This is a genomic window from Leptolyngbya sp. CCY15150 (assembly GCF_016888135.1).
Lineage (GTDB): Bacteria > Cyanobacteriota > Cyanobacteriia > RECH01 > RECH01 > RECH01.
The window spans coordinates 22007-37061 of the sequence record NZ_JACSWB010000167.1 but is presented as its reverse complement, the minus strand read 5'-3'; the positions used below and the strand labels follow the sequence as shown (position 1 = coordinate 37061).

The 15055-nt window shown below is 56.1% G+C and carries 13 protein-coding genes and 1 tRNA gene; 5 read left to right on the top strand and 9 right to left on the bottom strand.

Features of this window, described 5'->3' with window-relative positions; all coding sequences use genetic code 11:
• Positions 1-141 precede the first annotated feature (141 nt).
• Entirely contained in the window at positions 142-1719 is a 1578-nt protein-coding gene (locus JUJ53_RS09930) for an NAD(P)H-quinone oxidoreductase subunit N (RefSeq protein WP_204151851.1), read from the top strand.
• Positions 1720-1852: 133 nt separating this feature from the next.
• On the opposite strand, the gene JUJ53_RS09925 is transcribed toward JUJ53_RS09930, so the two are convergent.
• The 5 genes from JUJ53_RS09925 to psbZ form a co-directional block, all read right to left on the bottom strand.
• On the bottom strand, positions 1853-3115 hold the full coding sequence (locus JUJ53_RS09925) for a glutamate-5-semialdehyde dehydrogenase (protein ID WP_204151850.1): 1263 nt from the start codon (positions 3113-3115) through the stop codon (positions 1853-1855).
• A 3-nt stretch (positions 3116-3118) separates the two neighbouring features.
• On the bottom strand, positions 3119-3526 hold the full coding sequence (locus JUJ53_RS09920; RefSeq protein WP_204151849.1) for a hypothetical protein: 408 nt from the start codon (positions 3524-3526) through the stop codon (positions 3119-3121).
• A gap of 494 nt (positions 3527-4020) precedes the next feature.
• Positions 4021-4092 (bottom strand) — tRNA-Gly (locus tag JUJ53_RS09915).
• A gap of 144 nt (positions 4093-4236) precedes the next feature.
• Positions 4237-4812, bottom strand: coding sequence for a 6,7-dimethyl-8-ribityllumazine synthase (ribH, locus tag JUJ53_RS09910; protein WP_204151848.1), 576 nt, complete (start codon positions 4810-4812; stop codon positions 4237-4239).
• Between the two features lie 56 nt (positions 4813-4868).
• Complete coding sequence (psbZ, locus tag JUJ53_RS09905; RefSeq protein WP_204151847.1) at positions 4869-5057, bottom strand: photosystem II reaction center protein PsbZ; 189 nt, start codon at positions 5055-5057, stop codon at positions 4869-4871.
• A gap of 339 nt (positions 5058-5396) precedes the next feature.
• Between psbZ and JUJ53_RS09900 the strand changes: the two genes are divergently transcribed.
• From JUJ53_RS09900 to JUJ53_RS09885, 4 genes are all read left to right on the top strand, one after another.
• Positions 5397-5789, top strand: coding sequence for a Dethiobiotin synthetase (locus tag JUJ53_RS09900; protein ID WP_239124948.1), 393 nt, complete (start codon positions 5397-5399; stop codon positions 5787-5789).
• 41 nt (positions 5790-5830) lie between these two features.
• Positions 5831-7432: a hypothetical protein gene (locus JUJ53_RS09895; RefSeq protein WP_204151846.1), complete on the top strand. Its 1602-nt coding sequence runs from the start codon at positions 5831-5833 to the stop codon at positions 7430-7432.
• A gap of 216 nt (positions 7433-7648) precedes the next feature.
• Complete coding sequence (locus JUJ53_RS09890; protein WP_204151845.1) at positions 7649-9157, top strand: ATP-binding protein; 1509 nt, start codon at positions 7649-7651, stop codon at positions 9155-9157.
• Between the two features lie 51 nt (positions 9158-9208).
• Positions 9209-9907 carry a M15 family metallopeptidase gene (locus JUJ53_RS09885; protein WP_275415749.1) on the top strand — a complete coding sequence of 233 codons (699 nt, stop codon included), beginning with the start codon at positions 9209-9211 and terminating at the stop codon, positions 9905-9907.
• A gap of 39 nt (positions 9908-9946) precedes the next feature.
• On the opposite strand, the gene JUJ53_RS09880 is transcribed toward JUJ53_RS09885, so the two are convergent.
• The 4 genes from JUJ53_RS09880 to JUJ53_RS09865 all read right to left on the bottom strand — a co-directional run bounded on the left by JUJ53_RS09880 (position 9947) and on the right by JUJ53_RS09865 (position 15039).
• Complete coding sequence (locus JUJ53_RS09880) at positions 9947-10381, bottom strand: hypothetical protein (RefSeq protein WP_204151843.1); 435 nt, start codon at positions 10379-10381, stop codon at positions 9947-9949.
• A 380-nt stretch (positions 10382-10761) separates the two neighbouring features.
• On the bottom strand, positions 10762-11370 hold the full coding sequence (locus tag JUJ53_RS09875) for a nucleotidyltransferase family protein (protein ID WP_204151842.1): 609 nt from the start codon (positions 11368-11370) through the stop codon (positions 10762-10764).
• Positions 11367-12290 (bottom strand): XdhC/CoxI family protein, encoded by a 924-nt coding sequence (locus JUJ53_RS09870; protein ID WP_204151841.1) that lies wholly within the window; start codon positions 12288-12290, stop codon positions 11367-11369. Before JUJ53_RS09870 ends, JUJ53_RS09875 begins: the two co-directional genes overlap by 4 nt.
• Complete coding sequence (locus JUJ53_RS09865; RefSeq protein ID WP_204151840.1) at positions 12280-15039, bottom strand: molybdopterin cofactor-binding domain-containing protein; 2760 nt, start codon at positions 15037-15039, stop codon at positions 12280-12282. The genes JUJ53_RS09870 and JUJ53_RS09865 overlap by 11 nt, the downstream gene beginning before the upstream one ends.
• Positions 15040-15055: the final 16 nt, after the last annotated feature.

Below are 15055 nucleotides of genomic sequence, written 5' to 3'. Positions count from 1 at the left end.
ATATGGTGTGAAAGGAAATCGTCCTCTTAAACATTTATCCTAAGCATTTCCCTATCCTTACACTAAGCATTTCCCTATCCTTACACGATCTGTTCACGATTTCTGTCCGCCACTACTGACTCTTAAAGCGCTCAAGCTCTTATGGACGTTGCTAACTTAGCCGCACAACTTAACGCTCAAGTCATTTTGCCAGAGGGTATCGTCATCGCTACCCTGCTCATCATCTTGGTAGGAGACCTCATTGTTGGCCGTACATCCTCCGCCCAATGGTCACCCTACGTAGCCGTGACGGGCCTGCTCGGAGCGGTCGTTGTCCTTGCTTTGCAGTGGGATCTTGACAACCCCATTTCCTTCCTGGGCGCGTTTAACAGCGATGCGCTAAGCACCGTACTGCGAGGGATTATTGCCCTTTCAACCGCCTTCACGATTTTGATTTCAATTCGGTACGTGGTGCAGGCTGGAACAGCCCTTGCGGAGTTCATCGTTATTCTGATGACAGCTACCGTAGGCGGCATGTTTCTCTGCGGTGCCGATGAACTGGTGATGGTATTTGTGTCCTTGGAAACCCTGAGTATTTCCTCATACCTGTTGACCGGATACATGAAGCGCGATCCTCGCTCCAATGAAGCCGCGCTGAAGTATCTCTTGATTGGTGCGGCTAGTTCGGCCATCTTCCTCTACGGTGTGTCTCTGCTCTACGGCTTGTCTGGGGGAGAAACTCGCCTCTCAGCCATCACCGCCAGCATCGTTAGCGGTAATGCTCAAGACTCAATTGGTTTATTGATTGCCCTAGTCTTTGTGATCGCTGGCATTGCCTTCAAAATTGCCGCTGTGCCCTTCCACCAATGGACGCCGGATGTTTATGAAGGCTCCCCCACCCCAGTGGTGGCGTTTTTGTCCGTAGGCTCCAAGGCTGCCGGTTTTGCCCTAGCCATTCGCCTGTTAGTGACGGCCTTTCCGTTGGTGGCTGAGCAATGGCAGTTTGTGCTCACAGCCCTGGCCATCCTCAGCATGGTGTTGGGGAACGTGGTGGCGCTTGCCCAAACCAGCATGAAGCGCCTATTAGCCTATTCGTCGATTGGACAAGCTGGGTTTGTGATGATTGGGCTGATTGTGGGCACCGATGCAGGCTATTCCAGCATGGTGTTCTACCTGATGGTCTACCTGTTTATGAACCTAGGCGGGTTTGCCTGCGTGATTCTCTTCACCCTGCGTACCGGCACCGATGAAATCACGGAATATAGCGGTTTGTACCAAAAAGATCCGCTGTTGACCCTGTGCCTCAGCGTCTGTCTCCTATCCCTCGGGGGAATTCCACCCTTAGCAGGCTTCTTTGGGAAGCTCTATCTCTTTTGGGCTGGCTGGCAAGCCGAGGCCTACACCCTGGTGTTGGTGGGTCTGTTGACCAGCGTCATCTCCATTTACTACTACATCCGTGTCGTCAAGATGATGGTGGTGAAAGAGCCTCAGGAAATGTCCGATGCGGTGAAGAACTACCCAGAGGGCATGTGGAACCTCTTCGGGATGCGCCCCTTGCAGGTGAGCTTGGTCTTGGCTCTGATAGCCACCTCCCTGGCTGGCGTCTTATCGAATCCGCTGTTTACCTTAGCCAACGACTCGGTTCTGCGCACGCCCTTGCTCCACCCGCCAGTGGTGACTCAGGCGGAACCAGCGCTCCCAGTGGCCCATTCTGATACGACGGCTGCGGATCTCAGCTAGCGGTCTGTATATCCGTTCTTCACTAGACCTTATCGGTCATGAGTTGCGCGACATAAAAATAGATGTGGCAACCATAATATCGATCGGTTTCGGGTTAAGACTTGATTGCTTTTCCTCATTCCGATTCGGTCTACTACTCGTTGCCCTGAATAATCTGCTTCACGGTAGTCAGGGCTTCGAGGCTAATAAATCCGCGACGATGCCCTTTATGGTTGGACATACCTAGGGCGATGGGCAGGTTGAACTTGGGGTTCCGATAAAATCGGGATGATGCGTTGATATACACCGTGGCACTGGCCATCTGCGAGGCAAACAGGCGACTTTCCTGATAAGACTCGGTGGCCAGACAGTCGGCATGGCCGCTACTGTAGCGGTTCATCCAAGCGATCGCATCGTCCAAATCTCTCACCCACTTAAAGGCAATGGTGCGGTTGAGGTAGGGCTGCCGCCATTCTGTGGGCGCTACGGGGCTCAGCTCAGGAAATTCCTTGGCTAACTCTTCATCACCCTTAAGCTCATACCCCTTTTCCAGCAAGCTACCCCACAGCAGCGACAGGGACGAGGGCAGGTGATTGCGGTGGATCAAAACTTTTTCGATAGCATTGACGGGATCTGGCTCGCTGGCATGGCTATCCAAAATCATCCAGCGGACGAGGTCGATGCCGGCCGAGGGCGACCAGTAGAGGTAGCAGTTGCCGATCGCTGTTTTGAGGACAGGGGCTGTGGCTTGGCGCATCACTTGGTGGACTAGACTAGCCCGACCGTAGGGAATCACCAAATTCACGGCGCGATCGCAGGTGACCAGCTCGTGGGTGAGATCGCCACAGTCTGACGGCAGGGCTTCGAGGCTGCTGGTGGGCAGTCCAACCTGCTCTAGGGCCGCTTGCAGAATGCTGGCAAACATGTGGTTAGACTGGCTGGCCTCACTGCCTCCCTTGAGGATGAGGCTATTGGCCGTGCGCACACACATCCCCGCCGCGATCGCCCCCAGTTCTGGAAATGCTTCGTAGACGAGCGCGACGACTCCCAAGGGCATCAGTTGACAATAGGTTTGCCCTTGAGCCACTGCGTAGGGCGGATTTTGCACCTGCTGGAGCGGATCGGGCAAGTCGCTAAGCCGCTGCAAAATAGCGATCGCCGTTTGCAACCGTTCGGGCGTTAACTTCAGCCAGTCTAGAATCAGCTCGGGTACAGCCATCTCCCGACTCGCTTCTAGGTCGAGGGTATTGGCTTCGAGGAGATCATCTTTGTAGGTTTTGATTCCCTTGGCCATCGCCTGCAGAGCACGACTGCGATCGCTGCCGCTGAATTTCAGCAGCTCAAGCGAAGCCTCGTGGGCCCGTTGGGTAATGACTGGAATCAGATCAGGTGAAGAAATAGAGGAATATGCTGCCATGAACTACTGTCGATAGGCCGTCCAGAGCATCAACACTAGCATCACAATGACTAGTGCAGCAATAATGCGAAATGCAACGTCAGAACTCAAGATGGACTGCAAGATAGTGATGAGGAGCAGAAACGCCAACCCCAGCAAAATGATGACCATGAGGGCAGGCAAATAGCCCCGTGCCAAGGATGGATGCACCATGCTCCACTGTCGTCCTGTCCAGCGCCAGACTTTCTTATAGGGGTAGTGGGAGGACAACTGCTCTAGAGCGTAGCCATTTTCTTGCACAACAAAAATTTGCTGGCAGCGATCGCACCCAAATGCCTCAGTGAGCGTAATCGGCTTCAGTTGACCATGACGGCGGCACGGACAGGGATACTCAGCACTTAAATCAATCTTGTGAGGTTTTTGTGGTTGCACAAGTAACCCTAGCGGTGAAAAAGGTTGAATAGCTTAGCGCGATCAGGGTTGCACCACCCTTGCCTGGATCGATAGAAGGAGGAGCATTCGGCTACTAACGCCAGCACTTACTCAGCCGGTCGGTGCTCTCGATGGTTGTGACCATGGCGATCGCTTAAGTTTGACGTATTTTAGCGCGTTTGCAGAAATGGGACTGGCTATGGCTGAACCAAACTCATCGCTAACCATCATGCTGTCTGCTTTGCGGTTAGGGCGATGATGACTGAGGGCAAGAACTTAGACAAAAACGGGTTCCCATGGCGTGGGAAAAGCCGCCGTTAGTACACCTATTAGTTACACCTAAACGATGGCAGCAACCGCCTAGATTCTTAGCCGTGCAAATCAATAACCTGTAGCGTAGCAAACCCTCAAAAATTGTCAAGGTGACGGCAGGACAGTGTCATACTCCAGAATTCCAGAAGAATTTTGAGGACTTAGGTTATTTGACTATCTTAAGCGGGTAACGCGATTCGAACGCGCGACATTCACCTTGGCAAGGTGACGCTCTACCACTGAGCTATACCCGCAATTTCTTGTGCTTTATTAATGTGCCAGAAATTTCAGACTCTGTCAACCCGTTGGGGCTGAAATTTTGAGCTAACTCCGTCATGGTTCCCAGCGCTCACCCTTGGGGGTTCCGTGCGGGTCTGCCATGAGGTTACGCTGCGTCCCTAGGCGTCTAAATTGCCAGGCTCAGCGATCGCTCGGGAAACATTGGGTAGCGGGGAGGGATTACCTGCCAACTGCCCCTGGGCGCTTCCTGTGGGGGCTCGCCGAAGCTGGCGCATCAAGCTGGCCATTTCAATCGCGCTCATGGCATAGTTCCAGCCTAGATTGCTCTTGATGCCAGCTCGCTCTAAGGCCTGCTGCATATTATCGGTGGTGAGGATGCCAAAGGAAATGGGCACCCCGGTTTGAAAAGCAGCAGCAGCGACGCCCTTCGAGACCTCAGAAGCTACGTAATCAAAATGAGGTGTTTGCCCCCGAATCACGGCTCCTAGGCAAATAATGGCATCATAACGACGGCTGAGGGCAAGCTGGTGCGCAACCACCGGTATTTCAAAACATCCAGGCACCCAGGCATAGTCAACCTGAATGCCTGATGGATTGGGATCAATTCCATGACGCTTCAGGCAGTCTTGACATCCCTCCAACAACTTACCCGTAACTAAGTCGTTGAAGCGGCCAATCACGATTGCTAGGCGCAAATCCTGAGTTTGGGTAAAACTGCCCTCAAAAACTGTCATTATTTATAACGTTTTGTAACATCAAAAGATTGGCTCGACGCTGAAACCTGGGACTATTAAACTACCAAGTAATTTAAGACTCCCACCAAAATAACCAGAGCAACCCAAACGCCAGATCCTAGAAACAGAAGCCGTCTAGATTGATCCCAGTTTTGCGGTGACGCATAGGCCACGGGTACTCCGATCACCATGATGAACGAGAGTGCAACTAGCGCAAACAAAAATAGGTTGAAAACAATTGTCATTCCCTTGGTTCTCCCACTAGATCGTGAAGACTACTGCAAACAATACGAGAGACTCAGCCAGCGCTTTGGAACGTCGGGAAACCCGAGCTTGCCCCATGGTCGATACCTGTCTGGGTCATTGAGGGCGATCGCTGCACAAACGCCTGTGCGTTGAACACCCCCAGTAGTTAAGCTATCAGAAATTGCCCCTCTCTCTGCACTTAATATTCTAGGATTTTCAGAACCCGCGGTGTACTGAGCTGTTGATGTTGGCCAGGTTCCCAACCAATCTAGGGCAACCATCCCCTCTCGATCGCTGCCGTTTGGCGCTTAAATGGTGGGAGGAGGAAAGCTCCACCCATGGTTTGGGCTCCTCTCAATCTGCTGGTTGCTCTAAAGAATAGCGTTATGGACTACGAGACCGCCCACCACATTTTGCTCACCCAAGGCCAGGTTCCAGCGGCGGATCCCAATCAATTTTTGATGCGGCTGCAGACGGGGCGTCCACCGGTGCCGGGGCAGGTGACGACCATTTTGCTGGCGCTGAAGGTGATCTTTGAAGAATTGCGAGAGGTGCCCACCCTCGATCGCGATCTGGCTAACGCGCTATACCAACTAGCCGGGGACAGTCGCCGTTGGTATGACCAAGGACGACAGCAGGGACTAGACTGGCCGCCGCTCTTGGATGAGGACTTACAGCGGATTGCGATCGCTGTTCGCAGTATCTTTGCCGATACGTGGCACAATGCTTGAGCCTGGATCTGCCGTCAGTCTGTCCTCTAGTCGCCTAATCTATGAGCCGAGATTTGTTTGCCCAAGCGGCGATCGCCCAAGTTCCCAAGCTGTTGACCCTGATGGATCGCAATCGTCATAGCCCTACCTATGGATGTGGCGATCGCAACTTTTGGCATTACAAAATCATCGACTTTCCCAGCGGCATGGCCCAGGAGTTTGTTTGGCCCTTGGCGCTGGCCTACCAAACCGACTGTCCCAACAATCCTTTCCATCGCCAGGCGGCGCTGCGAGACTGGGTAGCAGCCGGCATCCGCTACGCCGCCCGCAGTGCCCACCCAGACGGCTCCTGTGACGATTACTTTCCCTTCGAACGGGCCAGCGGTGCCGCCGCTTTTTCCCTGCTGGCCTGCTTAGAAAGCTACGAGATCATCGGCATGGATGACCCAGCGGTGCAGCGGTTTTTTGCCCGCCGGGCAGATTGGCTGGCCGATCACCAGGAAAGTGGGCGGCTATCCAACCATCAGGCGTTGATTGCCTTGGGGTTGGAGCGTTTGTCTGCTCAGCTCCACAGCCATCAATGGGATCGGGCTAAGGCGCTGCGCCTAGAACAGGTGCTGGATTGGCAAGACTCGGAGGGCTGGTTTCAGGAATATGAAGGCTGCGATCCGGGCTATCACACGCTCACCATCTCCTGCCTGGCGCGTCTGTATGACCTGCGCCCCGATCCACGCATCCAGGAAGCGATCGCCAAGGCGGTGGAGCTGGCCAGCTATTTCGTCCATCCCGATGGTTCCTACGGCGGTGAATACACCAGTCGCAATACCTACAACTTTTTTCCCCATGGCTTCGAGCTGGTGGGGCGCTGGCTGCCCCAAGCACTGACCATCAACGATCGCTTCCTGACTGGTCTGTCCCAAAATCTCGGCCCCTGCTACGCCGACGACCATATCATTGGTCACCATGCTTGGAATTACCTTCTGGCCTGGCAAGACTTTCAGCCCCGTGGGGATGACACAGCTCCCTCGGTCATACCAGAGCGCGATCGCATCTGGCTGCCCCATGCCCGTCTTTTAATCGATCGCCGCCAGGATACGGAGCTGTACCTGGCACTGAACAAGGGTGGAGTGTTTAAGCTCTTTCGCGATCGCCAGCTTGTGGTGTCCGACACGCAATTCTCCGTTCAGGTGCGGGTGGGCAAATCGGTTAAAACAGCGGTGGCCCATTTGGTGGGAGACTATCGTGTGGAGCAGAGTGAGAACGCGATTACGATTCGGGGTGCCTTGGGCTGGGCAAAGCAAACGCAGATGACCCCTCTGAACCTTTTGATCCTGCGCATCGTCATGCTAACCGTGGGACGTTTCTTCCCCGATTTGATTCGTCGCCTGCTGCAGCGGGTGTTGATTGTGGGCAAAGCTCCAGCTCCCTTCCAGTTTGTGCGGCACTTGACCTGGGACGATGGACAATGGCAGGTGACAGACGAACTCCACGCCCAGAGCTGGGATACGGTACAGGCGGTGGCGATCGGCGGCGATCAAACGTCAATTTACGTGGTCATGAGTCGCACCTTTCAGGCTGGTCAGCTTCAACCTTGGCTAGACCTAACCCCGCAGGTGCGCACCCTGGGGGCAGGGGAACCCCTCGTACTGAAGCGACGCTTGTAGGAGTGTGGAGTGTGACAGCTCTAGCCCAGAAAAGCCGTGTATCTACCGTACCCAGGGGCACAAATTCAGCCTATAAAGATTGGGTACTTATCTATGGTTAGTCCAGTGTTTAGGATGCATGGCATGAACATAGCCTTCAGACAATTACGGCGGGTAGGTTCATGGTGCCATACTGCTTGTCCAAGATGCTGGTAGATGGCTATGGATGCAGCGTTTTTGACTCAACTTCATGCCTATTGCCAAGATGATGATGCATTTGCTGAACTCCAGCGGATTTTGGCAACCTCTGGCCCCGCAGTGCCCGCGCTGCTGCCGATGGGGCAACAGTCGATTCTCTTTCGCGTGATCACGAAGATTCGCGAATCTCTAGATTTAGCAACTATTTTTCAGACCACCGCCACGGAAGTTCGGCAAACCCTCAACGCCGATCGGGTTGGTGTGTTTCGCTTCCATCCCAACTCAGGCTGGGATGATGGGGTCTTTGTGTCGGAAGATGTCGTGCCTCCCTATCGATCGGCGATCGCTGCCAAGGTGCATGATCACTGCTTTGGTGAAAGCTATGCCAAGCGCTACCAAAAGGGCAAGGTCTACGCCATCGATGATATTTATGCAGCCCATCTCAGCCCTTGCCACATCAGCATTTTGGAACAGTTCCAAGTGCAGGCTAACTTGGTGGTGCCGCTGCTGCAGGGCCAGTATCTTTGGGGACTCCTCTGCATTCACCAATGCGCTCGCCCGCGTCTATGGCGTCCGGCGGAAATTCACTTTGCCCAGCAGGTGGCGACCCACCTGAGTGTAGCCATTCGGCAGGCAGAACTTTTGGAAACAACTCGGCAACAGGCAGATCAACTAGCCGAGATGCTGCAAGACTTGCGCCATAGCCAAACCCAGTTAATTCAGCATGAAAAAATGTCCAGCCTGGGGCAGCTTGTGGCGGGGGTGGCCCATGAAATCAACAATCCCGTGAATTTTATTTACGGCAACCTATCGCATACGCAGCAGTATGCCCAAGACTTGATCAAGCTGATTGATCTCTACCAGCAGATCTACCCCGATCCACCGCAGTCTATCCACGATCGCATTGAGGATATTGATCTAGACTTTCTGCAAATTGACATCCTATCAACCCTGAAATCAATGCAGGTGGGAGCCGATCGCATTCGGCAAATTGTCCTATCCCTTCGCAACTTTTCTCGGTTGGATGAAGCCGATATGAAACGGGCGAATGTCCACGAAGGTCTTGATAGCACCCTGCTCATCCTGCATCATCAACTCAAGGCCACCACTCACCATCCTGCCATTCAGGTAGTCCGCGACTATGGAGACTTACCGCAGGTGGAATGTTTACCGGGACAGCTCAACCAGGTGTTTATGAACATCTTGAGCAATGCCATTGATGCGCTGCGAAGCACAGGAACGCTAGACCAACCCTGCATCAACGTTCGCACCTTTTGCACAGAAGCGATCGCCCCCCAGTCGCCAGCAATTACCATTGCGATCGCCGACAATGGCCCAGGCATTCCTGCCGACATCCAGCCTCGACTGTTTGATCCCTTTTTCACCACCAAGCCCATTGGTGAAGGCACGGGTTTAGGCTTGGCCATCAGCTATAGAATTGTCACGGAAAACCATCACGGCACAATTCGCTGCATCTCGCACCCTAGTCAGGGCTGCGAATTTCAAATTACCATTCCCGTAACCCAAGGGGCGATCGCCCCTGATTAGCCTGCTCTTGGGACGTTTAGAATGGGGAACATCCCGTTTGCTTGTGTGCCCTTGAAACCCCATTATCAAATTCCTATCCAAGACTGTGGCGAACCGCTGGTGCCGCTGCCCGCCGATGAATTTGCCTTCCAGCACCCCCATGCCTATGTGAACTTAGGGGCACCCTATGGCGATCGCTCTCCCTTTTTTGTGCGACAGGGAGTCCTCGACCGTCTGCGCACCGCCCAAGCCCAGTTATCCATCCACCATGGCGACTGGCGGATTTTGATCTTCGACGCCTACCGACCCATTGCTGTTCAGCAGTTTATGGTGGACTATACCCTAGCGGAACTGTTGGACAAACGCCAGCTTGAGGGCGATCGCTTGACGCCAGACCAGCGGCAGCACCTCCTGGATGAGGTCTATCAATTTTGGGCTCCACCCAGCGCTGACCCGGCCACGCCACCGCCCCACAGCACCGGGGCAGCGGTGGATATTACCCTAGTGGATGGCCACGGTCAGCCCATTGACATGGGATCCCCCATCGATGAAATGTCGCCCCGCTCCTATCCCGACCATTACCAAGCCGCGATCGCCACCCATCCCCAAGCAGCGCAATTCCACGCCCATCGGCTGCTGCTACGACAGGTGATGACCACAGCTGGATTTTGCCAACATCCCCAGGAATGGTGGCATTTTTCCTGGGGCGATCAGCGTTGGGTTTGGCAAGAGACGGTTCAACCCGCGATCGCCCGCTATGGAGGGCTTTAGGTCTGGGAAGCTGGGGTATGCCCAAGGAAAGCCGCAGGTCTAAGATGCACTGCAGTAGGTATTCACCTCATTCACAAGATCTGTTTCTTGCCCCGTCGCCGTTTGCAGATCGGTGACAGCCTGCTGGGCGGCCTCGTTATCCAAGGCACCCACGGCGGTATAAATAGCACGACTAGCGCGGCTAGTTTCCTCGTACATAGCCACAAACCGCTGCTGATAGTCTTGCAGTTGCTCATCGGCAAACTCTAGGCCCTGCATATCAGCGACCGCCTGATCGGCCGTATCTGCAATGGTATTTAATGCCTCCGGATCATCCGCACTGGCTGCAGTGGTGACCTCTTGCACAGCCGTGACCGCACTATTAGCGACTTCAATCAGACGATTGCACTGGGCAACCTTACTTTCACCGCAGGCAGCCAGGGTGAGGCCCAGAAGGGCGATCGCAGACATAGAGGCTCTATAGCACAATGACATGGGTTTATGTCCCCCTAGGGTGTAATGGTTAGAACGAATGCAGACATGTGAATGGAACAACCGAGTACATCGCATTGCTGCGGGTATCCATGATTGCAGGGCATGGTTGAACGATTGAGGAAGCGTATCCCACCGTACCACCGTCACCGTTGGGCTGTTGTCCCCATGATGGGTGAGGGAGATGAGGGGATGGTTGTCAACCTCATCGGCTGACATGCTAGACCCTCCATCGATCTTGCCAAGACAGCTTGCGCACATCCTTGCCAAGATAGTACGACATTCCTGGATGGCTTGTAGCTTTCTATTTTTAGCTGGTGATCTAGAAAGAGAGTCTGGTTACAGGATCTAATAGGACGAGGATAGCGTCTATCTCCTCGACGTTATCTATCACTACGACATGTTGATGGGGACACTGCATAGGCTTGAGTGTAGGCGTCGGGGGTATTGAGATCATGGTGAACCAGGGCAGAGGGCCACTCTAGGCGATGGATCTGAGGGTAGACCTGCTGCACCACAGCCCGTAGACCGAGGGTTTCATCTCGAATCTGCTGGAGACGGGGCAGGAGAGTGGCTGAGAATAGGAGGGGGTGGCCAAGTTTACCCTGGTGTACAGGGGCGGTAATGGGTGCAGCATGGCGTTTGTTGGCGTTGATGAGGGCAAGGTACAGGTCGGCGGGGCGAGGTTGGTCGATGGCGCAGAGAAACAGGGCAGTGACTGGGGTAGGAAGGTAAGCAAGACCAGTAAGAATAGAGCTTACCTTACCTTGTTCAGGATTAGGATTAATCACGACCTGGGTATTGGGAGCACAGTCTACTTGGCGGTGAGCGTTGTGGGGGCTCAGCACTACGATGGACGTGAGACCGGCCTGGCGTATCTGTTCAGTTTGGTAGGTAAGGAGAGAGGGGCGATCGCCCCATGGGAGGGTGGTCTTACAGCGGCCCATACGGCGGGAGGCACCGGCGGCGAGGAGGATGGCGGCGTAGGTCATGGGGTGGAAGAGTGGCGACGAACTTGGATGAGCTGGGCACCGATGCTGACGGCGATTTCATCGGGGGTGAGTGCGCCGATATCGAGACCGATGGGGGCATGGATCGACGAGAGGCGATCGCCCTCTACGCCATCCTGTGCCAACTGTTGAAAGACCCGATGGATCCGCGCCCGACTGCCAATCATGCCGATATAGCGGGGGGTGGGTGCTTGGAGCAGCGATCGCAGGGCTGTGAGGTCGTGGTGATAGCTGCGGGTGACTAGGGCGATGTAGCTAGTGGGGGGCAGGGCGGGGAGGGCTTCGTAACCGGTGACTCCGGGGGGCAGAGTCTGAAGCAAGTCCAAGCGATCGTCCTGGAGCCAGACTTGGAAGTCAATCATCTGGGCTAGACGAGCAAGGGCAAGACCCACATGCCCAGCTCCCACAATCAGCAGGGTGGGGCTGGGGTGCAGAACATGGAAGAACTGCTGACCATCGGGGGCGATCGCGCTTGGGTTGAGGGGAGTCATCGATAGGGTAGGCAATGTGTCGGTGAGGGGTACCGTGAGGGTCACAGGATGACCGGCCTTGAGCTGGGCGATCAGGGTCTGGAGGAGAGCGATCGCCTCGTCCCCCACCCATGGAGCCACCCACACCTGCATCTGGCCACCACAGACCCCATGGCGACCGGGCTGGGCCGTAGCGGCCAGGTCAATGGTCACTCGCTGGGGCATTCCCTGACGGAGCACGTCACGGCCTGCCTCAATCACCGCTGCCTCCCCCGCCCCGCCGCCGATGGTATTCCAGGTGCGATCGCCCGTGATCGCCATCATGGCTCCCACCTCTCGGGGCACCGATCCTTGGGTGTGGATGACCGTGGCGATCGCCACCGGTTCCTGGGACAAGACATCCAGCACCTGGCGGTAAAACTCAAGGGTCATGGCGTTCGTGCAAAGCCCGCCACACCCGTTCGGGGGTCATGGGCAGTTGGTAGAGCCGTTGGCCAATAGCCTGGGCGATGGCATTGGCGACGGCAGGTGCGGTGCAGTTAGTGCCAATTTCCCCGATGCCTTTTGCGCCGAGGGGGCCGTGGGGGTCGGGCTGTTCGATAAATTCAATCTCAATCGGGGGCACCTCCTTGGCTAGGGGCAGGCGGTAGGTGCGAAACAGGGGATTGACCGTCTGCCCCTGACTGTCGCGGATCAGCTCTTCCTGGAGGGCATAGCCTAGACCCATGACCGTACCGCCAATGGCCTGGCCTTCGCAGATCCGTGGGTTGATGGCTTTACCAATGTCGAGCACCTGCACACAGCGCAGCACCGTGACCCGACCGGTGTCCAGATCCACCTCGACTTCCACGCCCTGCACGGCGAAGGTGAGAGTGGAGGCATCGGCGGCGTAGGACTGTTCCACGGTCAGGGTTTCGCCGGTGGCCAGCACTTTCTCGGATAGGGTGGTCAGGGGCAGGGATGTCGGCCCCATCACCTGGGTGGAGGCGAGGGATAGATCGGCAGGCGATAGGTTCAAGAGCTGGCTGGCCTGGTGCAGCAGCAGCGATCGCATCTCCTGGGCAGCACGCAGGCAGGCGGTTCCAGAAATATACAGCGTGGCAGAGGCGTAGGAGCCAGCATCAAAGGGCGTTTGTTGGGTATCGGCGGCGATTAGATCAATGGCCTCGACGGTGGTGCTCAACTGATCGGCAATGATCTGGCGCAGGGTAGTGTCGGAGCCGGTACCCACGTCCACGGCACCGGTGCGCAGTTCGTAGCGGCCATCAGGCTTCAGCCGTAGGCTTACCCGGGCCTCGTGAATTTTGGCTAAACCACTGCCCTGCATGGCGATCGCAAACCCCACGCCTCGCCGCCGCGATCCCTCGACCACCGGCGCAGAATTGCCCAAGCGCTGCTGCACCCGGGCCACAGCTTCCTCTAAACCATAGCTGCCAATCAGGTGAAAATGGTGGTCGCTGCCCAGCAAAATTTCATCCTGGGGGGTGATCACCTGGCGTCGTCGTAGGTCAAGGGAGTCTAATCCCAAAATGGCGGCCATTTCATCCAGATGGCACTCGACCGCAAATACTCCTTGGGTGGCCCCATAGCCGCGAAAGGCTCCAGCGGGCATGGTGGTGGTGTAGACCGATCGCCCCACAAACCGCTGATGGGCGCAGCGATATAGCCCCAAGGGCATACTGCCGGTGAGAAAGACCACCTGGGTGCCGTGGTTGCCGTAGGCTCCGGTGTTGGCGATCGCCCCCATCTCCATGGCAGTGAGGGTGCCGTCGCGGGTCATACCAATTTTGAGGGTGATCTGGGTGGCGTGGCGGCTGGTGGTGGCGGTGAATTCTTCCTGGCGAGTAAACTGCCAGCGCACGGGGCGACCAGTTTTCAGCGTGGCCCAGACGCAGAGGTCTTCGGTGAGAATTTCCTGCTTATTGCCAAAGCCGCCGCCGATTTTGGCCTTAAAGACCCGAATTCGATCCGAGGGCAGGTCAAAGAGTTCCGACAGGAGGCGCTGGCAGTGAAAGGGTACCTGGGTGCTAGAGCGTACGACTAGAGTGCCATCCTCATCCAGCCAACTGAGGCTGACGTGGGGTTCTAGATGGGCATGCTGCACGGCGGGAAGCTGGTAGGTACGTTCCAGCACCAGATCAGCGGCGGCAAACCCAGCGGCCACGTCCCCTTTTTCCAGACGCACCTCCCCGGCAATATTATGGGCCGCGTCGTGGATTTGGAACGACTCCGGCTCATCGTGGATCACGGGCGGGGCCGGCGGGGGCGATCGATCGGGCAGCATCTCCAGGGCGCGATCGCCCATGGCCAGCACCGGATCGAGCACCGGGGGCAATAGTTCGTAGTCTACGTCGATTAACGCACAGGCCTGGAGGGCGATCGCTTCAGTTTCAGCCACCACCGCCGCCACGCGATCGCCCACAAACCGAACTTTGTTGTCCAGCAGATAATGATCGTGGGGATCGGGCACCGGCGCACCGTGGCCAGCGGTGGAATAGGGGCGACGTTCCACGTCCTTATGGGTCAGCACCAGCACCACACCGGGCAGGGCCGTTGCCTTCTCGGTGTTAATGCGCCGTAGACGGGCATGGGCATGGGGCGATCGCACCACCTTCAGGTGCAGCAATCCCGCTGGAGCAATATCATCGGTGTAAACCGGCGCGCCGCTGACGATGTCTGGGCCATCCTGCTTCGGAACATTCTCACCGACGCGATCGCAGAGACTAGTCTCGGATGTCCGATCTACGCCCTGTTTACCCGCCGCAATACTAGCCACAATCGCCTGATAGCCGGTGCAGCGGCAGAGGTTGCCGTCCATCTGCTGGCGAATCGCCTCCGGGGTGGTGGCGGTCATCTTCTCCGCACTCATGATCATGCCCGGCGTGCAGTAGCCACACTGAAACCCCTGTTCCTGCAGAAAAGCCCGCTGCATGGGACTGTCGCCGCCCAGCCCTTCAATGGTGGTCAGCGATCGCCCCTCAGCCCGCCGAGCAGGATAAATACAGCTATGCACCGCCTCGCCATCCACCCAGACGGTACAGCTACCACAGTCGCCAGTTTCACAGACCCGATGCACCCCCACATAGCCCTGCTGGCGCAGCAAACCGAGGAGACTGCTACCCGCTGCACAGGAGACGGCATGGGCTTGATGGTTAACCTGAAGGGAAAAAGACTCTGTCATAGGTGGCATGTGCAGG